The organism is Fodinibius salsisoli (assembly GCF_026229185.1).
Lineage (GTDB): Bacteria > Bacteroidota > Rhodothermia > Balneolales > Balneolaceae > Fodinibius > Fodinibius salsisoli.
In genome coordinates this window covers 68,485-91,379 of the sequence record NZ_JAGGJA010000015.1, presented here as the reverse complement: position 1 = coordinate 91,379, position 22,895 = coordinate 68,485, and the positions used below count along the sequence as shown (strand labels likewise).

The 22,895-nt window shown below is 45.3% G+C and carries 20 protein-coding genes; 6 read left to right on the top strand and 14 right to left on the bottom strand.

Going from position 1 to position 22,895, the window contains the following annotated elements; all coding sequences use genetic code 11:
- Nucleotides 1-17 precede the first annotated feature (17 nt).
- Nucleotides 18-1,754 carry a hypothetical protein gene (locus J6I44_RS17510; protein WP_265767479.1) on the top strand — a complete coding sequence of 579 codons (1,737 nt, stop codon included), beginning with the start codon at nt 18-20 and terminating at the stop codon, nt 1,752-1,754.
- A gap of 55 nt (nt 1,755-1,809) precedes the next feature.
- Here J6I44_RS17510 and J6I44_RS17505 read toward each other — a convergent pair whose 3' ends face one another.
- The 8 genes from J6I44_RS17505 to J6I44_RS17470 all read right to left on the bottom strand — a co-directional run bounded on the left by J6I44_RS17505 (nt 1,810) and on the right by J6I44_RS17470 (nt 10,432).
- Complete coding sequence (locus J6I44_RS17505; protein ID WP_265767478.1) at nt 1,810-2,235, bottom strand: cytochrome B; 426 nt, start codon at nt 2,233-2,235, stop codon at nt 1,810-1,812.
- A 374-nt stretch (nt 2,236-2,609) separates the two neighbouring features.
- Nucleotides 2,610-3,221 carry an imidazole glycerol phosphate synthase subunit HisH gene (gene hisH, locus J6I44_RS17500; RefSeq protein ID WP_265767477.1) on the bottom strand — a complete coding sequence of 204 codons (612 nt, stop codon included), beginning with the start codon at nt 3,219-3,221 and terminating at the stop codon, nt 2,610-2,612.
- Between the two features lie 299 nt (nt 3,222-3,520).
- Nucleotides 3,521-4,411 carry an imidazoleglycerol-phosphate dehydratase HisB gene (hisB, locus tag J6I44_RS17495; RefSeq protein WP_265767476.1) on the bottom strand — a complete coding sequence of 297 codons (891 nt, stop codon included), beginning with the start codon at nt 4,409-4,411 and terminating at the stop codon, nt 3,521-3,523.
- Nucleotides 4,411-5,472: a histidinol-phosphate transaminase gene (gene hisC / locus J6I44_RS17490; RefSeq protein WP_265767475.1), complete on the bottom strand. Its 1,062-nt coding sequence runs from the start codon at nt 5,470-5,472 to the stop codon at nt 4,411-4,413. The genes hisB and hisC overlap by 1 nt, the downstream gene beginning before the upstream one ends.
- 9 nt (nt 5,473-5,481) lie before the next feature.
- The gene (hisD, locus tag J6I44_RS17485; protein WP_265767473.1) at nt 5,482-6,774 is read right to left on the bottom strand and encodes a histidinol dehydrogenase; all 1,293 of its coding nucleotides are present in this window, start codon (nt 6,772-6,774) and stop codon (nt 5,482-5,484) included.
- Nucleotides 6,775-6,984: 210 nt separating this feature from the next.
- Nucleotides 6,985-7,866, bottom strand: a complete 882-nt coding sequence (hisG, locus tag J6I44_RS17480; RefSeq protein WP_265767472.1) for an ATP phosphoribosyltransferase — start codon at nt 7,864-7,866, stop codon at nt 6,985-6,987.
- Nucleotides 7,867-8,281: 415 nt separating this feature from the next.
- Complete coding sequence (locus tag J6I44_RS17475; RefSeq protein WP_265767471.1) at nt 8,282-9,208, bottom strand: SMP-30/gluconolactonase/LRE family protein; 927 nt, start codon at nt 9,206-9,208, stop codon at nt 8,282-8,284.
- A gap of 363 nt (nt 9,209-9,571) precedes the next feature.
- A complete protein-coding gene (locus tag J6I44_RS17470) occupies nt 9,572-10,432 on the bottom strand; it encodes a DUF4382 domain-containing protein (RefSeq protein ID WP_265767469.1) in 861 nt (286 codons plus the stop codon).
- Nucleotides 10,433-10,944: 512 nt separating this feature from the next.
- Here J6I44_RS17470 and J6I44_RS17465 point away from each other — a divergent pair.
- The 4 genes from J6I44_RS17465 to lepB all read left to right on the top strand — a co-directional run bounded on the left by J6I44_RS17465 (nt 10,945) and on the right by lepB (nt 14,984).
- Nucleotides 10,945-11,202: a YkoF family thiamine/hydroxymethylpyrimidine-binding protein gene (locus J6I44_RS17465; protein WP_265767468.1), complete on the top strand. Its 258-nt coding sequence runs from the start codon at nt 10,945-10,947 to the stop codon at nt 11,200-11,202.
- Between the two features lie 182 nt (nt 11,203-11,384).
- A complete protein-coding gene (gene lepA, locus J6I44_RS17460) occupies nt 11,385-13,193 on the top strand; it encodes a translation elongation factor 4 (protein ID WP_265767467.1) in 1,809 nt (602 codons plus the stop codon).
- Nucleotides 13,194-13,272: 79 nt separating this feature from the next.
- Nucleotides 13,273-13,857, top strand: a complete 585-nt coding sequence (locus J6I44_RS17455) for a hypothetical protein (RefSeq protein WP_265767466.1) — start codon at nt 13,273-13,275, stop codon at nt 13,855-13,857.
- A gap of 32 nt (nt 13,858-13,889) precedes the next feature.
- Nucleotides 13,890-14,984, top strand: coding sequence for a signal peptidase I (gene lepB, locus J6I44_RS17450; RefSeq protein WP_265767465.1), 1,095 nt, complete (start codon nt 13,890-13,892; stop codon nt 14,982-14,984).
- Between the two features lie 84 nt (nt 14,985-15,068).
- On the opposite strand, the gene rlmN is transcribed toward lepB, so the two are convergent.
- From rlmN to J6I44_RS17435, 3 genes are all read right to left on the bottom strand, one after another.
- Complete coding sequence (gene rlmN, locus J6I44_RS17445; protein ID WP_265767464.1) at nt 15,069-16,181, bottom strand: dual-specificity RNA methyltransferase RlmN; 1,113 nt, start codon at nt 16,179-16,181, stop codon at nt 15,069-15,071.
- Nucleotides 16,182-16,253: 72 nt separating this feature from the next.
- Entirely contained in the window at nt 16,254-16,901 is a 648-nt protein-coding gene (locus J6I44_RS17440; RefSeq protein WP_265767463.1) for a peroxiredoxin-like family protein, read from the bottom strand.
- Between the two features lie 273 nt (nt 16,902-17,174).
- Nucleotides 17,175-17,591, bottom strand: coding sequence for an OsmC family protein (locus tag J6I44_RS17435; RefSeq protein ID WP_265767462.1), 417 nt, complete (start codon nt 17,589-17,591; stop codon nt 17,175-17,177).
- A 194-nt stretch (nt 17,592-17,785) separates the two neighbouring features.
- On the opposite strand from J6I44_RS17435, the gene J6I44_RS17430 reads away from it, so the two are divergent.
- On the top strand, nt 17,786-18,724 hold the full coding sequence (locus J6I44_RS17430) for a mechanosensitive ion channel family protein (protein ID WP_265767461.1): 939 nt from the start codon (nt 17,786-17,788) through the stop codon (nt 18,722-18,724).
- An 84-nt stretch (nt 18,725-18,808) separates the two neighbouring features.
- On the opposite strand, the gene J6I44_RS17425 is transcribed toward J6I44_RS17430, so the two are convergent.
- From J6I44_RS17425 to J6I44_RS17415, 3 genes are all read right to left on the bottom strand, one after another.
- Entirely contained in the window at nt 18,809-21,040 is a 2,232-nt protein-coding gene (locus J6I44_RS17425) for a S9 family peptidase (RefSeq protein ID WP_265767459.1), read from the bottom strand.
- 273 nt (nt 21,041-21,313) lie between these two features.
- Nucleotides 21,314-22,063, bottom strand: a complete 750-nt coding sequence (locus J6I44_RS17420; protein WP_350356718.1) for a ZIP family metal transporter — start codon at nt 22,061-22,063, stop codon at nt 21,314-21,316.
- A gap of 27 nt (nt 22,064-22,090) precedes the next feature.
- Nucleotides 22,091-22,831 carry a VIT1/CCC1 transporter family protein gene (locus tag J6I44_RS17415; protein ID WP_265767455.1) on the bottom strand — a complete coding sequence of 247 codons (741 nt, stop codon included), beginning with the start codon at nt 22,829-22,831 and terminating at the stop codon, nt 22,091-22,093.
- Nucleotides 22,832-22,895 lie beyond the last annotated feature (64 nt).

Below are 22,895 nucleotides of genomic sequence, written 5' to 3'. Positions count from 1 at the left end.
CAGCTCAAAGGACATCAATGAGACAATATCCTATGCATTCTCACTTGTTTTCTTATACATTTAAGCTATTACTGGTCATCAGCTGTATATCGATTATCAGTGCCTGTGGGTCCAGCCGACCGTATACCCAGCAGCCGGTTAAAACATTTGATCCTGATAACAAAAATATACCCCGACCTGCCGAAACCGAAGAGCATTTTCAATGGGAAACACTCTATTTGAGCACTTTTTATCAGCTTGAAAAAACGCTGGATTTAGGTTCAATTTTTCAAGCGGTGGGCCATGCCATGGGGATCAATGGCATGGATGAGGCGGACAACGTAAATGTGTTGGATGAAGTGCCCAACTCCAGCTGGTACACCCGCCGCCACTATTTTAAGCCGATGAGCTTGAACGAGTTAAAACGTGGACCGATTTCCGGGGCTGGGCCTGATACCACTCAGCCTATTACGGTCATTCGGGGCAAATCAGAAGGCGTAACACCGGGATTTACCGTCCAGGATGCTCGTGGAAACACCTACATTATTAAACTGGATCGTAAAGAGTCGCCGGAGCTGATGTCGTCATCCGAAGTCATTGTAACCAATATTTACCATGCTGCGGGTTATTCAGTACCTGAGAATAGCATCTCGTATTTTGACCCCGATCAGTTAGTCATCGCCGAGGATGCTACGGTTACCAAGGGTGGAGATGAGAAGCCTATGACTAAAGCCGATTTGCAAGAAATTTTGGATAAGGCACAGATCCGGGAGGATGGAAAAGTGCGTGTGCTGGCCAGTAAATATGTCAATGGTCGTCCGTTGGGGCCTTGGAACTTCAAAGGCACTCGCAAAGATGATCCCAATGATCGCATTCCCCATGAAGATCGCCGGGAAGTTCGGGGGCTCAGAGTATTAGGCTCATGGGTGAATGACACCGACCGACGCCATGGGAATACGATGGCCGTTTATGTTGGAAAAGGAGACAAGGGCTATATTGAGCATTACCTGTTGGACATGGGATCTACTCTGGGCACTGTTGGAGTGAGCCTCCGCCACACCAAAAGAGGGCAAGAGTATCGCTACGATCCCCGCTATATGGGGGTGCTGTATGGTACCCTTGGACTTTACGTTAAACCCTGGGCCAGGCCCGAAGCAAAAGACCGTCCTTTTTATCCCTCAGTAGGATACTTCGAATCTAAGCTGTTTAGTCCGGCTAACTGGGTGACCAGCTATCCCAATCCGGCTTTTGAGAAAGTAACTCCGCGTGATGGATTATGGGGTGCCAAGATGGTAATGGCATTTTCAGATGAGGAGATCAGAGCATTGGTGGAATTGGGAAAGATAACCAACCCGGAAGCCAAAGAATACTTGGTTCAAACGCTGATTGAACGTCGTGATAAAATTGGAAATTATTGGTTTAGTAAAGTAAATCCATTGGATAAGTTTAAGGCGATGTTGGCTGGAAATAATCTCATTGTTTCTTTTGCAGACTTAGGTGTTGAAGGAGGATTGTTTGAGGCTGCGAATACGAGCTACCGGTACAAGCTGGGCGATCCGGATCAGTGGATTTCGAAAGAACTGCTTAGTCGAAAGTCATCCATTGCGATTGATCTTGCATCCACAGATTTGGAAAAACTGGAAGGTGAAGAAGTAATTAGAATCCAGCTCCATACGTTACGGAACGGAAAACCCTATCCGGATAAAAAAACGGATGTGTATATTGAAATGAAAGATGATCGAGCCCGGGTAGTAGGCATCAAGAGAGAAGGATAAAAAAATGGAGATCCAGTAGCGGATCTCCATCCAAGAATAAATTTACTAAACTGGTTTAAAACCAACCGGCGCCCAGTTCTCTGAACGGCCAGGGGATGGATAGCAGAATAAGAATAAAGGCAGCGATGTAATAGTTGAAAGCTTTGTTAAAGGGTTTTTCTGCTTTTTTGGCTTTTGAATAGCCGAGGGTGATAAGTACAATGGCAATCAGCATGCCCACCAAGTGCTCTACAGTAAAAAAGCGAAACAGGCTATCGCTCATGGTGTTGGCTCCAAAAACTACTTTGGGACTGATGAAATAAAGAATAAGCCCCACCAATAACTGGATGTGGGTTAAAATAAAGGTGAATAAGACGGATTTGGTTTCCATGATGCTACCGGTCGTCCCCCGGCGAGAAAAGGTTTGAAAAAGAGCAACGATGAGTGCAATAAGAACAAGCCAACGTAAGCCGGAGTGGGTATGTAGCAGAATATTATACATAACTAAAATCCATTTAGAATTATCGTGAGTCCATTGATCGGACTCTATTTTGTTTTAAAATAAGTAAGAGCATGTCCGCCACTGACATGTGGCTTAAGGTACAAACCTTTGGATATCTTATGAAATAAAGCCTGGGTCTTACCCTAAGTTTGAGAAGTTTTTACAGAATATATAATAAGAAGGTGTTGTGTGGTTGAACAAACATGTAAAACGAGATATAATCTCTCATCGGGCGACTGGGGTTGTCGTCCGATGAATAGATCAAGGGCCCCTTCCACTGATCCGAGGTTAACCCCAGAATTCGGATGAAAAGACCGCTTCTGAGATAATAGTATGCCATGAACCTTGTTAAAAGCAATCGCATAACGCGTTAATCATCCAGTTACTTTCTGATTCTCCACGTGATCTATAAATCGCTGTAATAATTGGGCCCCAATTTTACCCGATTTCTCCGGGTGAAACTGCACGCCCATCAAGTTATCTTTGTACACAACAGAGGTAAAATCAGTGCTGTAGTTACAGGTAGCAATGGTATACTCATTGACCGGCGCGTAATAACTGTGGACATAGTAGAAATAGGAGTTGCTATTGAAATCGCTAACCAGGGGATGGTCTGCGGTTTCTGTGAATGTATTCCATCCCATGTGTGGAACCTTCTGGCTGGAATTATCAAACTTTTTTAATTGTCCGGGGATGAGGCCAAGGCCTTTCGTTCCACCGCCTTCATCCGATGATTCGTAAAGAAGCTGCATGCCCAGGCAAATGCCCAGTAGCGGCTTGGTGGTTTGTTGTATCCAGGTATCAAGGCCATTTTTTCGGAGAGCTTCCATCGCCGGCTTCGCATGCCCCACGCCTGGAAAAATGATACCTTCTGCAGCTTCAAGTTCATTCGTTTTATTGGTAATTGTATAAGGCACGTCAAGCCGGTTGAGCGCATTGGAGACGGAAGCCAGGTTTCCGGCTTCATAATTAATGATGGCAATCATGGTTGTTCTATGTTTAATATTTGTATCGTTTAATTGGTTGCTGGCGGGACGTACCATGGTATGTCTGTACTCAACCTATTCCATAGTTAGCAACAACCCCTCTTGCATCTCCCCTTGATAAGGGGAGAATCTTTCTTGGCTGCCTCGCATATCCCCTCCTTTCAAAGGAGGGGCACAGGCCCTGTGGAATTAAACTCGATTCCACAAGGGCAGGGGTGGTTGCCATAATGGATCAATAGGAACTGTTAAATCTGACTATTATTCATTTTAATTTTAATCTTGAACGTAAAACGTATTGGTTATAACAGGTTTTTAGTACTGGGGAGAATGTTGGCATTGCGTTCACTACGGCTCACAGCAGCCCGCAGGCAACGAGAAAATCCTTTGAAACAAGCTTCTATTTTGTGATGATCGTTGGCACCTTCCACAGAAATATGCAGCGTAGCTTTTAGGTGCATGGCCAGAGAATAGAAAAAATGTTCGACCATTTCCGTGGGAAAATCGCCGACCTTTTCACGTTTAAAGGAGCCGTCAAACTTTAGGTACGGGCGGCCGGATAAATCCAAAGCTACCGTGGATTGCGTTTCATCCATGGGTAGAATAAACGCATAGCGCTGGATGCCTACTTTATTGCCCAGGGCTTCCGTGATCGTCTCACCGAGGGTGATGGCTACATCTTCAATGGTATGATGTTCATCTACTTCAAGGTCGCCGTCACAACTGAGGTCTAAATCAACGAGCCCATGTTTGGCAATCTGTTCCAGCATGTGGTCGAAGAAAGCAAGTCCGGTTGCAATGGTACTTTGTCCCGTGCCGTCCAGGTTGAGATCAATACTGATATCAGTTTCCGCTGTTGTCCGTTTTTTGGAAGCACGACGTGTTGGAAAACAAATCTGTTGGCTGAGCAGGATCCAGTTATCAGCCTGTTCAATAGGCTGCTCATCGGCTAAGGCAATGAGATTCTCACCTTCAGCTTTGACCAAAAGTTCAGCGGAGCCCTGATCAACCGAATCGTCTCGAGTTATTTGTTCGTTGGAAAGCAGTTCCCGCTGGCGATCAGAAAGAGCATCGGTTGAGAATGAAACCGCATGGTCAAGCTGCTGCAGTCGCTTCAAGCCATAGAGTGCCCCGCTCCACAACAGTTTGTCGGAGGAGCCTGCCAGGGCATCCTGTGAAATCCAGATATTCATTATGAAAGTTGTTTTAACGCTGAAATTAATTGGTCATTTTCATCATCGGTGCCCACCGTAATACGCAGGCAGTTATCACAAAGAGGTTCATTGCCACGGTAACGAACGATAATATCTTGTTTGGTGAGCCGATCGTAGATGTTTTGGGCATCGCCATTCATTTTGACCAGCAGAAAGTTGGCCTCTGAGGGGTAAATATACTTTACAAGAGCAAGCGGCTCCAGTTTTTTTCGCAAGCTGGTTCGCTTTTCTTTGATCTGCGTAACACGGTCCTGGATCTGATCCAGCCGCTCAAAAGCATCCAGCGCCTTTTGGGCCGTTAGCTTATTGACGTTGTAAGGCGCCTTTACCTTCATCATATAGTTTATGATTTCAGGCGAGGCGTAGGTGATGCCCAGCCGAATGCCGGCAAGTCCAAACGATTTAGACAGCGTCTGTAAAACCACCAGGTTCGGATATTGGTTAACTTCCGGGGCCCAGCTTTCTACATCACTGAAATCGATGTAGGCCTCATCGATGACAACAATACCGGGAAATTGTTCGACCAGCCGACGGACTTTAGGTCGGTCAAAGGTATTGGCCGTGGGATTATTGGGTGAGCAAAGCAACAGGATTTTAGTCTGATCCGTAACAGCTTCCAGAGTTTGATCCACCTTCGGCTGGAAGTCTTCTTCAGTCAGCAGCACCGTATCGATGTCAATATCATGAATGTTGGCAGAGACCTTATACATGCCATAGGTGGGCGGCGTGGTAAGGATGCGATCTTTGCCCGGCCTACAGAAAATGCGATACAAGAGATCGATGCCTTCGTCACTCCCAACGCCTACAAAAATGTTATCACGATTCACGCCCCGCCATTCGGCAATTTTGTCTCGCAAAGCCGGATGAGTGGGCGAGGGATACCGATGCAGATGCTCTGCACTCTGGAAAGGATCGCCGTAGCTGTTCTCATTGGCATCAAGCAGTAATCCTTCGCTGAAATCCTGCCGGGCACTGTGATAGGGCTTGAGCGCCTTAATGTTGGGACGGACCAGTTTTTCTAATTCAAAAGAAGATGACATAACGGGTAGCTAATTATTCTTTAATTCGTTGGTTCGGATTGAGACGGCATTTTTGTGGGCCTGCAGCTCTTCCAGTTCAGCAAGCTTTTCTATGGTTGGGCCCAACTTCTGCAATCCTTCTTCTGTAATTTGTTGTATGGTGATTTGCTTAAGAAACGAATCTACCGACACGCCGCTGTACATGCGGGCATAGCCGTAGGTCGGCAGCGTATGGTTCGTCCCGGAGGCGTAATCACCGGCGCTTTCAGGCGTCCAGTGGCCCAGAAAGACCGAGCCTGCATTCACAATTTTATCGGTCCACTGCTCCGGTTCGCGGCACTGTACAATAAGATGCTCCGGGGCGTAGCGGTTGGAAAAAGAAAAGGCCTCTTCCAAATGTTCGACCACCATGCTGTAGCTTTGATCAATAGCCTTGCGGGCAACCTGCTGTCGGGGAAGGTCGCCCAGCTGATCATCAAGTGCCGACTGGCATGCATCCAAATCGAAGCCTTCAGTTGCGACTAACACCACCTGGCTGTCAGCGCCGTGTTCGGCTTGTGAAAGTAAGTCGGCGGCCACAAAATGCGGCTTAGCAGTATCATCGGCGATCACCAGTACTTCCGAAGGACCAGCCGGCATGTCGATGGCAATTTGAGCTTCGCTGTTTTGAAGCATCATCTTGGCAGCCGTAACGTATTGGTTGCCCGGGCCGAATATTTTATCCACTTTGGGGACGGATTCGGTTCCCAGCGCCATTGCCGCCACCGCTTGTGCCCCTCCGGCTTTGAGCAGGGTAGTAGCACCAACCTTTTGGGCAATGTATAAAATTTCGTCAGCAACACTGTCATCTGCTTTGGGCGGCGTCGCAACCACAATGGTTGAACAGCCTGCAAGCATGGCTGGGATGCCCAGCATCATCAGGGTAGAAGGCAGAATAGCCGTTCCACCGGGTACGTATAATCCCACGCGTTCTATGGCGCGTGCTACCCGCTGGCAGCGAACGCCAGGCATGGTTTCAACCTCCATTGGAACCGGAAGCTGTGCCTTGTGAAACTGCTGAATGTTATCAAAAGCGGTATCGATAGCTTCCTTTACCGTTGGATCTAAGGATACCTCTTCTTGGGCGGGATTGATGGCAAGCGGCTTCGGAGATACCCCATCAAATTTTTGTGTGTAATAGCTGACAGCCTGGTCACCTTCTGTCTCTACTTTGTCAATAATGGGCGCTACGGTAGAAAAAACGGATTTGAAATCCATCTTCGGCCGCTGACAAAGTTGATTAATCTGATTCTCTGATAGAGTATTATATATGTGCTGTTCCATGATTAGAAGCAGTCAGGTTTTGATATTTTTTTCGACACGCAAATCTTATTTCACAAAGTACCATAAAGAACCGCTGTATAGCTTTTGGGTGACCCTATCCTGTCCTTTCCCTAAAATTAGGGAAAGGAACTTCGATAAGAGCAAATTATCTATTAATACGTTTTTCTCCCTATTGATAGGGAGAAAACAAAAGAGGGTCAACATAATTATTTATAGAATCATGCTTTCAATAGGGAGGATGACAATACCGGTTGCGCCCTCTTTCTTGAGCTTTTCCATAACAATCCAAAACTCATCAATGGGAATGACGGTATGGATAGCTACCATATTATTATCGGCGAGCGGCATGACCGTTGGGCTGTTGAGCGAGGGAATGATATCCTTGATTTTAGGCACTGATGATTCTGGTGCATTCATCATAATGTACCGGCTGCGTTCGGCCTGCTGGTGACCGTCCATCCGCTGCAGAAACTTATCGATAAGCTGTTTTTTGCCCTCCGAAAGGGTTTTGTTGGTTTGGATCAGCTGGGTTTCCGACTCCAGGATGGTATCCAGCTCTTGAAGTCCGTTCGCCTTAAGCGTGTTACCGGTTGAAACCAAGTCGCAAATAGCATCCGCAACTTCCAGGCGGGGAGCAATCTCAACGGCCCCGGAAATGGTTACAATTTGGGCTTCTACATCATTTTCTTCAAAATAATCGCGTGTCAGTTTGGGATAACTGGTAGCAACTGTTTTGCCCTGGAAGTCTTCGGTGGTCTGGATGTCTCCTTCTTTGCGAGCCGCAAGAGAGAGTCGGCATACCCCGTAGTCTAAGTCACGAAGTACCGTTACATTGGCCCCGGTTTCGGCGGTGACGTTTGCCCCTACAAAACCAAGGTCACACACGCCATCCTGCACATATTCGGGAATATCATCATCGCGGATAAGAAGAAGCTCAACATCAAAATTGCGGCATTCCACCATCAGGTTTCGCTTATAGTCGTCAAAACGAAGGCCAATGCCTTTTAGGAGCTCAATCGTTTTATCGGTTAATCGTCCCGATTTTTGTATAGCAATACGTAAAGAAGTTTTGGAATCTGCAGTTCTTTCCATGACAATTAGGAATATGAATTAATTGAAATAAAGATTGTTAGGCGGATATATGTAAGACGGGAGGGCAGCATAAGCTACCTATAAAGATGCTATTGACGGTCGAAACCGCCATGATGATGGAAAGGATGGATATGGAAGCTGTTGTTTTGCATCAGGAGGTAAAGATAAAACTTTTTAGGAAATCTTCCACATGAAAATGTAAAGATATTGTTATGGCTGTGTTGGAAAATAGTTATCGCTATAAAAACAGGGAAATCTGGCATAGAGATTTCCCTGTTCTTGCAATCTGTTAAGATACTTTGATACTAAATTAGGTGGATATAAACGGAATTATCATCCCCGGGCAACCACTGCTTGGCCAATGATGAGTGAGCGGCCGCCCACCCGGAGGTGTTAACCTCAGGAGTCTACAGCATTATTCGTTGAGCTGCCAGATATCCACGCGATTTAAATTAATATAAGGAACGGCTACGCGACTGCGCTTGGTATCGAGCGCGATGTCTGCGGGCTCAGGAGCTGTCTTGATTACTGCTTTATGATCTTGGCTGTCCCTGATCAGGTATAGGCTGGAATCGTTTTGGCTGGAGACCAGGTACGCTCCGTCAAACGGTTCGATGCCGTCAAAATTACCGCCCGAGCTTGTGGTGATGAAGTCTTGTGCATAGATACTGTCCGGCATAAATGCCTGGAATTTCTCTCCGCTGTTCCAGGGCGCAATCAGGAATTTACCTTTCTGTTCATCCCAGGTAATACCGTTGGGTGGACTTTCGAGAGAATCAATAGCGATACTAATTTCCGAGCCGTCTATCTCATAGACACGAGATTGGCCCGTATCCGTAACGTAGATCTTGCCATTAGGTCCTACAGCAATATCATTGAGAAAGCCGGGCTCAAAAGAAGTAAAGTCGAAAAAGTTAATATGGCTTCCAGTTTGCGTATTGAACGCATGCACACCCTTAAGGTCTGCCACGTAAAGGGTATCGCCGGTAATATACATGCCCCGGGGCGCGTGCAGAGGGCCTTCCTCTGTGGAGGTCATAAACTTCAGTGAGTCGATGGTCCCGTCCGGTTGCGCTCTGGCAATATATCCGTTGGAGTCCGCGGCACTACTCTGGCCGTTGAAGTTAGAGATAAAATAAACATCTTGTCCGGCATCATAGCGGATGGCTTCTGGTCCGGCTAAACCCTCTTCGATGGTTGCTACCCGATCAGCAGCGCCCTGCATCGTTGATTCGGTTTCCGGCTGCTCGGTTTGTTGTTCCGGATCTGAACCGCAGCTGACCACGATAATTGCCGTTAAAACAGTTAGTATACTTTGAAATATTGATTGTTTAGTTACCATAATCCCGATTATTGGGTTTGAAAGTTACTTCTGATATAAAACGTTTATGTCGGAATATTCCCCGACATAAGGTACTGGCGTATCCTGATTTAATATCAACAAAGCAGCGGGGGATTGCAATGCTAAGATGTGGTCGTTTCTTAAACAAAATGTCCACTGCATCCTATGCCTATAAAAAATATTTTTATGCGCATAAGTCCATCAACTTATGCCTATAAGTTTCCCAACGAATGCGCATTGCTTTTGGGAGCAATGGGAAGGGCTTCTTCATTGAATGGGTACTCCCGGTTTTATCCAATAAAAAAAGGTCCTGCTTTGGCAAGCAGGACCCAAGAATAAGTAAAGAACTATTAATGTAGAAGCTTAACGGAAGGAGAGGCTGTCAACCGGGGTTTCTTCGCCAGCAATCACTTCAACACCGGTAATAGTGGTATCTTCATACATCTCACTATCCGGATCGAAAACGACATCGTAAGTAGCAGGGAGGAGACCCATAATTTTATAGTTGCCTTCCTCACCGGTAATGGTAGAGAGTGTATCATCATTTGTAATGGCCATAACGTGGGTGTTGAAACCGGCGCTGTCGGCCATAGCGGGCGACACATGTCCACCGATGGAGCCTGCTTCTGCTAAGTTAACGGCGTGCAGCACAGGTTTTAAGAGGTACATGCCGCTGTTACCTGCTTTAACAATCGACTTGGCAGCATCAAAATCAACTAAGAGAGTGTACGTTTCTCCTGCTTCCACATCAGCATCTAACTGAAGCTTCAGGCCAGATTGCTGGGCACTGGGCGTTTTGAGAGGGATGGTTTCGCCATCGATGGTAACGGTATTGTTATCGCCTAAGATGAATCGCAACTGCGAATACTCGCCTTCTTCCAGCGTCGTGGACCCCAGCGTAATATCATTTCCGTTGGTTAGATCAAGAAGGTTCACTTCGAGAGGTTCATCCATGATCGTAATCCAGCCTTCCTCTTCGGCTTCTTCGTCCGTTTCTAAGCTGTCTTGATCCAAGTCTTCTTCATAGTCAGCATGCAGGCGCACACTCTGAATATCGATGGTTACAGCATCATAGTTGGCCGGGGCATCGGTGAGCTTAACTTCTACATTGGCTGATTCGCCATTGCTACTATTATTGGTTGCTGGGTCACAAGCCGTGACACCCGCCAACAGTAGCAATGAAAAGAATCCATAAGATACTATTGATTGTAGTTGTCTACTCATAATTATAGGGGTTGATTGATGATATAATGAGATGATAGTTGTTCTTGTATTACAGTCGTAAGAAAAACAGGAGGTATTAAGCTGAAACCGTAATTACAAAACCAATGAGTAATAGCGTAAAAATGGTAAGTTGGATAAAAGCGGTGCTGATTAACTTTCTATGCATGTCTGAAATTCGTCGAAGTTTTCTGGTACTGGTGTTTTATACCGGCTATTCGAGAGCTTGTTCCAAAGAAATTATGCCGATTTAAACGGTCATGAGATTGGTTAAGCACTATAGAGCTATGTAAGTCGTGGAACTGTGAAATTTATGCCTTATTCAGTTTGTTTATCGACTATGTTTCAGGTTTTTTAAATGCAAAAAAGAGAGAACAAGTCTAATGTTTGGAAAGGAATGAGAACTTATTATTAGATAGAAATATCTGCCATTTGTGATTGAACTATTACCTTGAAACAATTATCCTTACTGTTCAGTTAAGCAATGAACACAAGATAATTAGAGTATAGAAATTATGATTACAACTGCCCAGTTCACCTACATCCCGCTAAAAGCTACTGATCCGCGGGAAAGTATCGATTTTTTACTTGAGTTGGTAGCCCAGCATGATGTAGAAGTTGATGTTAATTACTTATCAACAAGTGTTCGGGGAGAAACGGAGGTGGTATTTGATCTTATACGAGAGATGTATGATACCATGACCATTGAAGGAGAGAAGTTTCGTTTTCATGTAGAATTGCTGAATCCAACATCCGGCGAAGAGGAGAACTGATATACCTAAAGAGCAAGTCGCATTTTTTTAAAGTGGCCCAATGCAATAGTCCTAACGTGTTGGGCTTTTTATATAAAAGTATGATTTGCAGTTTTCTATATTATGGTATGAAAACAGACCATGATTTTTGTATCTTTAGCGTTCTTTTTGATAAGCTAACTGTGTGCAGGTAACACATCCTTATGACCCAAATTCGCAACTTTTGTATTATTGCCCATATTGATCATGGCAAATCGACGCTCGCAGATCGCCTGTTAGAACGGACTGGCGCTATTACGGAGCGTGAGATGCAGGAGCAGATACTGGATGATATGGATCTGGAACGCGAGCGGGGTATCACCATTAAGAGCCATGCTATTAAGATGGATTACGAGCGCCCCAGTGGAGAGAAGGTGCTCTTTAACCTCATTGACACGCCGGGTCACGTAGATTTTGCCTATGAGGTATCCCGCGCGCTCAAGGCCTGTGAAGGAGCACTGCTGGTGGTTGATGCCGCCCAGGGGGTGGAAGCACAGACCATTTCGACGCTGTACCAGGCTATTGAACAAGATCTGGAAATTGTACCAGTTTTGAATAAAATTGATTTGCCTGGCGCTGACCCGGAAGGCGTAGGCCAGCAGATTGTAGATCTGATTGGCTGCGATCATGAAGATATTCTCCAGGTTTCCGGAAAGACGGGCGAAGGGGTAGACGAACTTTTAGAAGCGATTGTAGAACGTATCCCAGGTCCCTCGCGAGAAGCCGACAAGCCGTTGCGCGCCCTCATCTTTGATTCCGTTTTTAATACCTACCGCGGATCCATTGTATATGTTCGCGTAATGGAAGGCACCCTTCACCAGGGCGATGGCATCCATTTTATGGCGACCGATAAAGATTATGAAGCCGAAGAGGTTGGCCATCTGAAACTCAAGAAGGTGAAGGCCGACAAGTTAGAGGCCGGGGATGTAGGGTATGTCATTGGAAGCGTGAAATCGCTGGAAGATGCTCGTGTGGGTGATACGTTGACGACGACTAAAAATCCAGCGGATAAGCCCATTCCGGGCTACCAAGAGCCAAAGCCGATGGTATTCAGTGGACTGTTCCCTACGCAGTCGGATGATTTTGAAGACCTGCGGTCGGCCCTGGAAAAGTTGCAGTTGAATGATGCATCATTGACCTATCAGCCGGAGACTTCAAAGGCACTGGGCTTTGGTTTCAGGGCGGGTTTCCTGGGTATGCTCCACATGGAAATTGTGCAGGAGCGATTGGATCGTGAGTTCGATATCGATATTGTGACCACCGTGCCGAACGTGGAGTACGAAGTGCACATGACCGAAAAAAACGAGCAGAAGATTATTACCGTTGACAATCCCAGTGAGATGCCGGATCCCGGGAAGGTAGATGCCGTCTATGAGCCGTACATCCAGGCGAGTATAATTACGCCCTCCGATTATATTGGTCCGGTAATGAAGTTGTGCGAGGAAAAGCGCGGCAAGTACGTCAACCAGATCCACATGCAGAGCCAGCGGGTTGATATTACTTATGAGCTGCCGATGGCTGAAGTGGTTTTTGATTTTTATGATCGGCTTAAAAGTGGTACGCGGGGTTATGCTTCGCTGGATTATGAGTTTTTGGAGTACAGAGAGGGCGATTTGGTCCGGTTGGATATTCTGCTCAATGGCGACCCCGTCGATGCCCTTTCAAGTATTATCCATCGAGACAAAGCCTACGAACTGGGACGTAAGCTTTGCAAGAAACTTAAAGAGCTGATTTCAAGACACCAGTTTAAAGTGCCTATTCAGGCAGCGATAGGCTCTAATGTGATAGCCCGGGAAACAATACCGGCTATCCGCAAAGATGTAACTGCCAAATGTTATGGCGGTGATGTTTCCAGGAAGCGAAAGCTTTTAGAGAAGCAGAAGGAAGGGAAGAAAAGGATGAAACAGGTGGGAACCGTAGAAGTACCTCAAGAGGCGTTTCTTGCTGTTCTGTCTATGGATGAAGACAATTAAATTTTAATGGATAGCTGGTAATAACCGGCTATCACAAACGTTACAACAACCACAATTTTCATTTACTAATTTATATCTGATGCGAACAGTATTGAAATCTTTATCACTAACCGTTGTATTAATAGCCGTCTTTGTTGCTACAGGTCAGGCACAGTTTGAAGAACCGGAAATCACCAAAATTGGTGATGACAAGAAAGCATGGTTTTCAAATGAGTTTGAGGATATCAAGTGGGTGGGCAAAGGCTTTTACGGTAGAACTGTTCTGGATGAGCGCCAGACTAATGAAATTCGAGCCCGGCTGCAGGGACTCTACGGAGATCCCACCAAGACTATTGGCGACCTGATTAACAAAGAAGATTTTCGTCCTGCACAAGCTATTCAATTTGAATACTGGTTTGTCGTGGATGACAGTATCCCCATGATGCTTCTTGATATCGACGGACCTTTTGGTCGGGGATTGGTGTATGCGGGGGCCAGTAAATATATCGATTTGATGCCACAGATTAAGCGATACTTTGCAAAGGAAATGATGGCTATAGAAGACCTTCCTCCTTATCAGGATTATTACTACTCTATTGAGCGCAAAAAGTGGTTTAACGTTACACATAAAGATGGACAATACCGGACGAAGGAGATTTCCTCACCACCGGGTATGAGCTACTAAATTTTACAGTTAGAACGATATAAGGAGTTACTTTGGCAAATCAATTAACGAAAGAAGAACGTCAAAAACGGCGAAATCGCCGGAAGCATAATCAGAATGAGAAGGCAAAAAGCTGGCTTAGAGAATGGGCCGATGCTCTTCTATTTGCGGCGGTGGCTGCCCTCATTATTCGTACGTTCTTTTTTGAAGCGTATCGTATTCCCACCCCATCTATGGAGAAAACCCTGATGACCGGGGACTTTCTGATTGTCTCCAAAATGAACTATGGACCTCGTACACCCATGGTGTTGGGTATACCGTTTACCAATATTTACCTGCCCGGGTTGGTGTTGCCGTGGACGCGCATCCCGGGGTTTGAAGATATTGAACGGAATGATATTGTGGTGTTTAACTATCCAATTGATATTACCCCCATTGCTGCCAAGACCAATTACATTAAACGAGCAGTGGGTATGCCCGGCGATACTCTTTCTATTGACGACAAGCAGCTTTTTGTAAATGGAAACCAGGCGCAGCCTTTTCCGGGAATCCAGCAAATCTATAATGTGCAGGTTCGCGACCGTGTACGGCTGAGTGCGGCCAAAGTAGAAGCCGCCGGAGGTACCCTCTATCAATCTCAAAATGGATCCTCTGGAACCTACCGTATTGAGATGAGCAAACAGGTAGCCGAAACGGTACAAGGCTGGCCGGAAGTGACAAATGTATCTCCATTTGTGCTTCCAGACGGTTTTAATGAGTATGACCGTCGGGGCTTTAGTTTCTCAAGTGGATTTAATAACCATCATCACCTGCCGTCAACCGTGGTGCCATCCAAAGGGCAAACAGTAAGGTTAACCCCCGAAAACTATCATGTGTACGAAAATATCATTGCCCGGTACGAGGGCAACAGCGTACAGCGAAATGGAGAACAGTTTGTTATTAATGGAGAGCAAACCAACGAGTATACCATTCAGCAGGACTATTATTTTATGATGGGTGATAACCGCGATAATAGTGAAGATAGCCGCTTCTGGGGATTTGTGCCTCAGTCGCATGTGGTGGGTAAAGCGGGGATGATCTACTTCTCCTGGGATAGTGAACGCTGGCTACCCCGCTTTAATCGCCTGCTGAACTTTATCCATGATTGATAGGTTGGCAGAAAAAGGACGGTCATTGCGAGCGTAGCAATCGCCTGAAGACAATTAATGAACTAAAAAATTGTCAAAGGGATATCAATTATTGCGGATACTTTTTCCTTTGGGTTGCCCCTCTTTGATGGCTAGTTGTCCACACCCGGCGTCGATATCATCGCCCCGGCTGCGACGGACCGTGGCCGTGACGTCTCTTTTAATTAATTCCTGCATAAAGGTATCCAGTCGGTTTTCACGGGCGCCTTTTAGGGCCACGCCTGCTACATCATTATACATGATGATGTTTACTTTGCTGGGCACCCACTGCACAATGTCAGCTAGCTGTTGAGCGTCTTTTGGAGAGTCATTGAAATTATCAAACAGCAGATATTCGTAGGTGATCGGCCGGTGAAGCTTGGTGTAATAGTATTGGACGGCCTCTTTCAGTTTTTCCAGGTTCATCGAGCTGTTGATGGGCATAATCTCATCCCGCTTTTCATCGTTGGCCGCGTGGAGCGAGATTGCCAGGTTGAAGGGCTGCCGTTCATCCGCAAGCTGCTTAATCTGCTTGGTGAGTCCTACGGTAGAAACGGTAATGCGCTTGGGAGAAAGGCCAATACTCAGTTCATCCATAATGATGGAGGCGGAATTGACGATCGCTTTATAATTATGCAGGGGCTCGCCCATACCCATATACACAATGTTGGTGATGCCTTTCCCAAACTTTTCTTCACATAGTTGATCGATATACTGCACCTGATCGACAATTTCTCCATGCGTAAGACTACGGAAAAAGCCCATCTTGCCAGTCGCGCAGAATGAGCATCCAAACACACAGCCTACCTGGGATGAGACACAAACCGTAAGCCTGTTGGCGGCTCCATCCGGGTAAAAGTCAGGGATAAGTACCGACTCAACCTTATGACCCTCATCACCCTGCAGTTCAAAAAGAAATTTGATGGTGCCATCCTTGGATTCCTGTTGACGAACATGTTGGATGGTGGGAACCTGCGCGACCTCTTTAAGCTGGCTGCGCAGATCTTTGGAGAGGTTCGTCATCTCATCGAAGCTGTGCACGCCCTTTTGATAGAGCCATTGAAACAGCTGGTCACTGCGATAGGAAGCCAGCCCCATATCGGCACTAAAATCCTGCAGTTCCTGCTTGGTTAGGTCTTTAAGGTTGATTTTTTCTTTGGTATCGGCTTGAGTAGTCATAAGCCCAAAGATACAAAGATTCAGGCAGGGTTGTTAACCTATGTTTTAAGGACTTTATTGCTTTGGGTAGCATCAATTTGATGCTGATTCTGGTAAATAAACTTGAGCTGCAGTAAGCAAAACCTCAGATTTAATGCGTGTTCTGTAATTGGGGTTGACATACTGAAAGGTAATCAGTCCATCGGGATTGACGAGGTAAAGAGCAGGCACCGGAAGCATATAGTGGTCATTACCCGTGCGTTCGGCTAAATCAAGGCCATTGGCTTTATACTGTTTGATCGTCTCTTTATCCATTTTATAGGCCAGTCCAAAGGCTTTCGAGGCTGCCATGCGACTGTCGGAAACCAAGGAGTAAGAAAGGTTGTGCTTTTGAGTGCTTTCTCTAAGGAATTCTGCTTTGTCTGGACTAATACCAATTATCTGGTAGCCCATTTGAGTAAGATCTTGGGAGGCTTTTTGTACTTCGGCCAGGTGCCTGTTACAGAAAGGACACCATCCACCGCGGTAAAAGATAAGTACGGTTGGCTTTTGGGAAACAAGGTCTCGAAGTTCTTGTTCGCTGCCATCCAATGCCGTGATGGTCACATCGGGTATGGTTGTACCGGTGAGTACTGGATTGACGGACTCCGCATTTTCAGCAACTATAGGTTGTGCTTTGGTCAGGAGGGAGCTGCACAACAGGGCCAAAACCACTGTTATAGAGAAAAAAAGGTGTTTCATATACATTCGGGAGTTTAATTAGAAGGTAACTATAAGATGAGTTGAAGCAATTCTTTCTTACGAAAATAAGGGATGCCAGTTGAACTGGCATCCCTTTCAATAAACAGCTTATACCTATTTAGTGGTTGGATGCTAATAGTGAGCAACTAATAATTGCTATTTCAAGCTTCCACGCTTGAAATAAATATGCCCATTAGTGATAAGCGTGGACGCTTATCACAGCGGGTGTTGTTCCACAGATAACCATAACCACCAAATATCTAAATGACTGGATCAACTTTGTAAGGAAGCGTCCAGCTTAATATCTACGCCGGCTAATGCTTTGGATACCGGGCAGTTTTCTTTGGATCCCTCTGCAATTTCCTGGAAAGTATCCTCATCAATATCCGGGACACTTGCTTCCGTCTTTAACAGGATGGTTGTTATGGAACCGCCTTCCAAAGATACTTCAGCGCTGGTTGTCACCGATTCAGGACTGTAGCCGGCATCCGCTATGTCGGCCGACAAAGCCATGGAGAAACAGCCGGAGTGGGCCGCCCCGATTAGTTCTTCGGGGTTCGTGCCGGTGCCTTCTTCAAATCGTGATTTAAAGGAATAGGCCCCTTCATAGGCGCCGCTGCCAAATGACATTTTACCTTTTCCATTTTTTAAATCTCCATTCCACGTCGATTTTGCTTTTCGTTTTGGCATATCAGTAATAATATTAAGATTAGCTTTCTTGAGTAGAACACAAAACATACAAATCTTGTGAGACCATTCCTTTTACCAATAGTTTCTTATCGATGGCATCGGTTCACAAAGTTTGATAAAAACATTATGATTTATATACAGATATATTGATTTTAACGTCGAGAAACAAGAATTGGCAATAAAAAAATAATTCAATGAATTTCTCCACCATGTTCGAAGATTTTAGGTCAAAGCTTAACGAAAAGGTGATGACCAAGCTTGAGTCATGGCTTGATACGCTCATCGAAATGCTGCCCGCCATGGTGATGGCCCTGTTGGTGCTTATCGTCTTCTTTGGTATCGGTAAGCTGGTCCGTAAGGCCGTTCATAAAATCTTGTCGAAGGCTACGATGAACAAGACCGTCATTGACCTGCTGGAGACGATTGCTGGAATCCTTGTGGTGGGTGTAGGTATTTTTATTGCCTTGGGGGTTCTGAATTTGGATGGTGCGGTTACCTCTCTGTTAGCCGGTGCCGGTATTGTGGGTTTGGCCTTAGGTTTTGCATTTCAGGATATTGCCTCGAATTTTATTTCAGGAATTATTTTAACGTTGCGTCACCCCTTTGGTATCGGAGATATTATTGAAACTAAAGATATTTATGGTACCGTACGGAAGCTCAATCTGCGAAATACAATTTTACAAACGCCACAAGGTCAGATCGTCTATATTCCCAATAAAATTGTGTTTGAAAATCCATTGACCAACTTTACCGCTGAGGGACAACGCCGTATCGACCTTGCCTGCGGCGTCTCATATGGAGACGATCTCAAAAAAGTGCGTAAGCTGGCTGTCGAGGCTATTGAAGAGCTTGATAATTATAATAGTGACCGCGACATTTTGTTTTTCTTTGAGGAGTTTGGAGGAAGCTCGGTCAACTTTAAGATCTGCTTCTGGGTAAACTTTCGAACCAATCCCGACTTTCTGGATATGCGCAGTGAGGCTATCATGGCACTGAAACAGAAATTTGATGAGAATGATATCATGATTCCCTTCCCCATCCGCACGCTGGATTTTGGAATCCGTGGTGGTGAGAAACTGGATACCATGCTTGCAGGCCCGGTTAATGGAGATACAAATGGAAGTGAGGGGTAGAAAAAACTACGAAGTATGAGTTGGTAATAAGGATATAAGACAGGTCATTTGCCTTATATCCCATATACCTTATTCCCAGATGTACTATTTCAGATGCTCATTTAGGTAGTTCACGTACGTTTTGTATAGCAGCAGATAGCTGGCGGTATTGAAAGCAACGCCGTGTGCACCCGGTGGAAAAATACGTAAGTCTACGTCTTTGCCGGCGCTTGTGAGGGCAGTCAACAACTGCATGGTGTTCTGTACGTGTACGTTTTCATCCATTGTAGAATGAGAGAGTAACAGATGGCTGTCTAAATTTTTGGCATGGGCCGTGGACGAACTTGCTTTGTAACCTTCCTTGTTATTCTCCCAAAGTCCCATATATCGCTCCGCATAGATACTGTCATAAAGGTCCCAACTGGTTACCGGAGCAGTTGAGATACCAACCTCAAAAACCTCCGGATAGGTAAACAGTGCATAGGTAGCCATATATCCGCCATAACTGTGTCCGCGGATAGCCATACGTGTGCTGTCAACCCAACTTTTGGCTCCCATATACTGGGCGGTCTCTACAAAGTCATGGGCTTCCCACTTGCCAAGCTGTTTATAAACCACTTTTTCAAATTCAGAGCCGTAGCCACCGCTTCCCCGGTTATTAACATTGACAATTACATAACCCTCTTGGGCAAGGTACTGGCTCCAGCCGGAGGATGCCCAAGAGTTGTAAACGCCCTGTGCACCCGGACCTCCATAGATATTTAATACCAGTGGATAGGATTTGGTGGAGTCAAAGTCGATAGGTTTGAGCATATGCCCGTCGAGTTGCTGACCGTCAGAAGTGGTAAAAGAAAAGAGCTCTTTCGGGGCATACACGTGCGATTTCGTAAAGGTTTTGACATCAGCGTTGTCTTCGAGCGTCTCGATTTGGCCGTTTTCGGTGCTCCATAATTCTACCTGTGTAGGTGTGGCGATATTCGAATAGCGATCCAGGTAATATTTACCGTTAGGCCCCATTGTGATGTTATGCTGGCCTTCTGTGACGGTATGTTTTTCTTTATTGGATCCATCGAAATTGATGGAATACAGATGACGCTCCAGTGGTGATTCTTCAGTAGAGGTATAATAAATTTTGCTGTTTTCGTAATCTACGGTGTGTACATAGGTAACTTCCCAATCTCCTTGGGTTACCTGGTTCTGGATTTCCCCATCATAGTTGTACCGGTAGATATGGCTCCATCCGTCGCGGTCGCTAATCCAGAAAAATTCTTCGCTGTCTTTTGGGAAGAAAAACAGGTGGTTGATGCCGGCAAAGAAATCAAACACATCGATCCAGGCATCCGATTGTTCTTCCATAATAAGCTCACTGCTGCCTGAAGTTGCATCACTAAAGAAAAGCTTGAGGTGAGTCTGTGGACGGTTGAGGTGTACCATCGCCAACTGTCCTTCTTCGGAGGTCCAATAGATGCGTGGAATGTATCCGTCCTCTGGAGCGTCCATCCACTGCTTTTCGGTTGTCTCTACATTAACTACCCCAATATTAACAGACGGGTTCTCATCGCCTACCTGCGGATAAGGAATCTTTTCATACTCGGGATGATGTCCTTCATAGTCGGTCATCTGGAAAATGTGAACATCGCGCTCATCGGTCTGCCAGTAGGCAATGTACTTGCTGTCAGGGGACCATTCCCAAGCCTGGGCCAGCCCAAACTCTTCTTCGTAGACCCATCCAAAGCGGCCGTTGTAGAAAAATTCTTTACCACTGTCAGTGAGCTGCGTTTCCTTTCCACTTGCAATATCATAAACAAAGAGATCGCCGTCTCGCTCGTAGCTAATTTTACGACCATCAGGAGAAAGCTCAGCGGTGCGGGCGTCTTTTGCAAGAAGTTGCAGACTTTCGGTTTCTACAGAGTAGAGATAATAATCGGATATGCCCGAGCGTCGGTACACGGGGCGGAAGTTCGATTGAAAAACCAGGTACTTTGAATCCTGTGACCACTGGAAAGAAGAATATTCAAAGGTGGAATCCGTATTGGGAAAGGTATGGTCTTTATTGTTATAAATGAACACATCATCTTGGGTCTCTGGATTGTAGGCGCGGATTTCCATGCTATTGGTCTCCTCGTTGCGCTGCATATAAGAGTAACGGTTACCGTTATCAATCCAATTGACGTTACGGGGACCGTTAGAAGACTGAAGTTTGCTATTGAAAAGAGCGTCTTTGAGGTTTGTATACCGTTCTTTCTGTTGCGCATGCGTTTGTCCGGGCCACAGAAACAAAAAGCAGAGAAGCGCGGCAGTCAGAAGTTGGGTTGTATTACGTAGCGAATGGTTCATATGAAATTAGTCTTGTTAAAGAAATACTTGAATAATAGAAGTAATTAAATATTGGACTTCCCATCAAATAGATTGGGAGCGTTACTTGTTAATAGTTGAAAAGAGGATCCCATAGCTGTTAAGGGCTTTGAAATACTGGTCAACATTTCGACTTCACTCCACTTCGTTCCGCTGCGCTCAATCTGACGCCCTGAAGACTATCGGGGCGCAATGAACTCGAAGATGGTTAGAATCGGTTCTGGCAAGTCCTCTTTTGATAAACTACTTAAACTATTATCCAATGAGGGATTGAAAAAGAATCATCAGAGCAATGGCAATGGTGATGGCTGTGGCAATGGTTGAAGTGTTACTTTCTTCGAGGGCTTCAGGAATAAGTTCAGCAAAGACCATCCAGATCATCGCCCCGCCCGCAAAGCCCAATCCCATGGGCAGGTATTCTCTAAATATTTCTACAAACAGAAATGCAGGTACAGCCATCAGCGGTTGAGGCAGGCTGGAAAAGATACTCCACCAAGTTGCTTTAAGGGGCGTTGTACCGGCTGGTACAAGAACCAAGCTAATGGCGAGCCCCTCAGGAATATTATGCACGGCAATGGCCGTTGTAATGAAGAGTCCTAAATCAAGACTGCCGCTAAAAGAAACACCTACACTTACACCTTCGGTAAAGGAGTGGAGGGTCATAATGCCGACGATAAGCAGCATTTTATATCTGTTCACACTGGTAATATCCTGGATGTCATATCCATCGTGGTTGTTGTTTAATATTTTTTGGCTTATTACAATAAATAGTAACCCCAGAAGAATACCGATGAAGGTGTACCAAAGGTTATAATTGAGTCCTTCATAGATCAGTCCAAAGCTTGCTGCCAGCATCAGTCCGGAAGCAATGGCGTTTGCGATGCCCAGCCAGCTACGCGTCAGGTTTTTGAGGAAGAAAAAGGGAAGGGCACCACCCCCTGTCGCCAAGGCGGTAATCATAGCATAATAGAAAACCTTGACTTCAGGGGTAAGAAGGAAATCCATCATTTAGTTTAATTATTGGCGGTGGGATTAAAATAACTTTTCCAAAAAGTTACCAGTATAATAGGCCAAAAAAGCTGCTGCTGCTCCCAGAAATAATGTTTCTGCAATACTTTTTAATTTTCCAGTCTGATTGACGACGGATTTTAAAAAACCAATCCCAAAGAAAGCTACAAAAGTCATCAGAATGGAACTGGTAAAAAGGTGATTTATTTCAGAGTCCGAAATATAATCCAGAATGTAAATAATAAGGGGTATCAGACCAACAGCAATAAATGAAACAAATGTAACAAATCCCATAGCGAGGGGGGACTTAATTTGTTTCATCATTTCAAGCTCTTCTTTCATCATTACGTCTACCCATCGCTCTTTATCCTCGGTTATTACATCAACAACCTGTTTTAGTAATTTGCCTTCAAATCCTTTGTCTTTAAAAATTTTTCGAACTTCTTCCCTTTCCTGCTCAGGTAGATTTTCGACTTCCCAGTGTTCGATACGTTCATGCTTCTGGAAATTTTCCAGTTCACTTTTATTAGAAAGGTAGCTTCCTACTGACATAGAAAATCCATCTGCTATCAAGTTTGCAAAACCCAGGATAATGATCACAGAAGAATCAAGACCGGCCCCTGCCGAGCCTGCAACCACCGCAAATGTAGTCACACTGCCGTCAATCCCACCATAGACAAACTCCCCCAAGTAATGTTGGTATTTTGTTAGCCAACCTGATTTTTGGTGAATGTTATCTTCTTGATGTTTTAATTTATCATCCATGCTGACCAGTATTCATAGTTAACAAGCCACAACATGTGGGAAGATAATAGAGGCGTAATTTAAT

What these genes read in the sequence shown, in the direction of transcription:
- J6I44_RS17475 (WP_265767471.1), bottom strand. Translation starts at nt 9,208, where the DNA reads ATGGTAACTAAACAATCAATATTTCAAAGTATACTAACTGTTTTAACG.
- J6I44_RS17505 (WP_265767478.1), bottom strand. Translation starts at nt 2,235, where the DNA reads ATGTATAATATTCTGCTACATACCCACTCCGGCTTACGTTGGCTTGTT.
- J6I44_RS17420 (WP_350356718.1), bottom strand. Translation starts at nt 22,063, where the DNA reads ATGGATTTCCTTCTTACCCCTGAAGTCAAGGTTTTCTATTATGCTATG.
- J6I44_RS17470 (WP_265767469.1), bottom strand. Translation starts at nt 10,432, where the DNA reads ATGAGTAGACAACTACAATCAATAGTATCTTATGGATTCTTTTCATTG.
- J6I44_RS17440 (WP_265767463.1), bottom strand. Translation starts at nt 16,901, where the DNA reads ATGAAACACCTTTTTTTCTCTATAACAGTGGTTTTGGCCCTGTTGTGC.
- J6I44_RS17455 (WP_265767466.1), top strand. Translation starts at nt 13,273, where the DNA reads ATGCGAACAGTATTGAAATCTTTATCACTAACCGTTGTATTAATAGCC.
- J6I44_RS17430 (WP_265767461.1), top strand. Translation starts at nt 17,786, where the DNA reads ATGAATTTCTCCACCATGTTCGAAGATTTTAGGTCAAAGCTTAACGAA.
- J6I44_RS17510 (WP_265767479.1), top strand. Translation starts at nt 18, where the DNA reads ATGAGACAATATCCTATGCATTCTCACTTGTTTTCTTATACATTTAAG.
- hisD (WP_265767473.1), bottom strand. Translation starts at nt 6,774, where the DNA reads ATGGAACAGCACATATATAATACTCTATCAGAGAATCAGATTAATCAA.
- lepA (WP_265767467.1), top strand. Translation starts at nt 11,385, where the DNA reads ATGACCCAAATTCGCAACTTTTGTATTATTGCCCATATTGATCATGGC.
- J6I44_RS17435 (WP_265767462.1), bottom strand. Translation starts at nt 17,591, where the DNA reads ATGCCAAAACGAAAAGCAAAATCGACGTGGAATGGAGATTTAAAAAAT.
- rlmN (WP_265767464.1), bottom strand. Translation starts at nt 16,181, where the DNA reads ATGACTACTCAAGCCGATACCAAAGAAAAAATCAACCTTAAAGACCTA.
- hisC (WP_265767475.1), bottom strand. Translation starts at nt 5,472, where the DNA reads ATGTCATCTTCTTTTGAATTAGAAAAACTGGTCCGTCCCAACATTAAG.
- hisG (WP_265767472.1), bottom strand. Translation starts at nt 7,866, where the DNA reads ATGGAAAGAACTGCAGATTCCAAAACTTCTTTACGTATTGCTATACAA.
- hisB (WP_265767476.1), bottom strand. Translation starts at nt 4,411, where the DNA reads ATGAATATCTGGATTTCACAGGATGCCCTGGCAGGCTCCTCCGACAAA.
- J6I44_RS17465 (WP_265767468.1), top strand. Translation starts at nt 10,945, where the DNA reads ATGATTACAACTGCCCAGTTCACCTACATCCCGCTAAAAGCTACTGAT.
- J6I44_RS17415 (WP_265767455.1), bottom strand. Translation starts at nt 22,831, where the DNA reads ATGGATGATAAATTAAAACATCAAGAAGATAACATTCACCAAAAATCA.
- hisH (WP_265767477.1), bottom strand. Translation starts at nt 3,221, where the DNA reads ATGATTGCCATCATTAATTATGAAGCCGGAAACCTGGCTTCCGTCTCC.
- J6I44_RS17425 (WP_265767459.1), bottom strand. Translation starts at nt 21,040, where the DNA reads ATGAACCATTCGCTACGTAATACAACCCAACTTCTGACTGCCGCGCTT.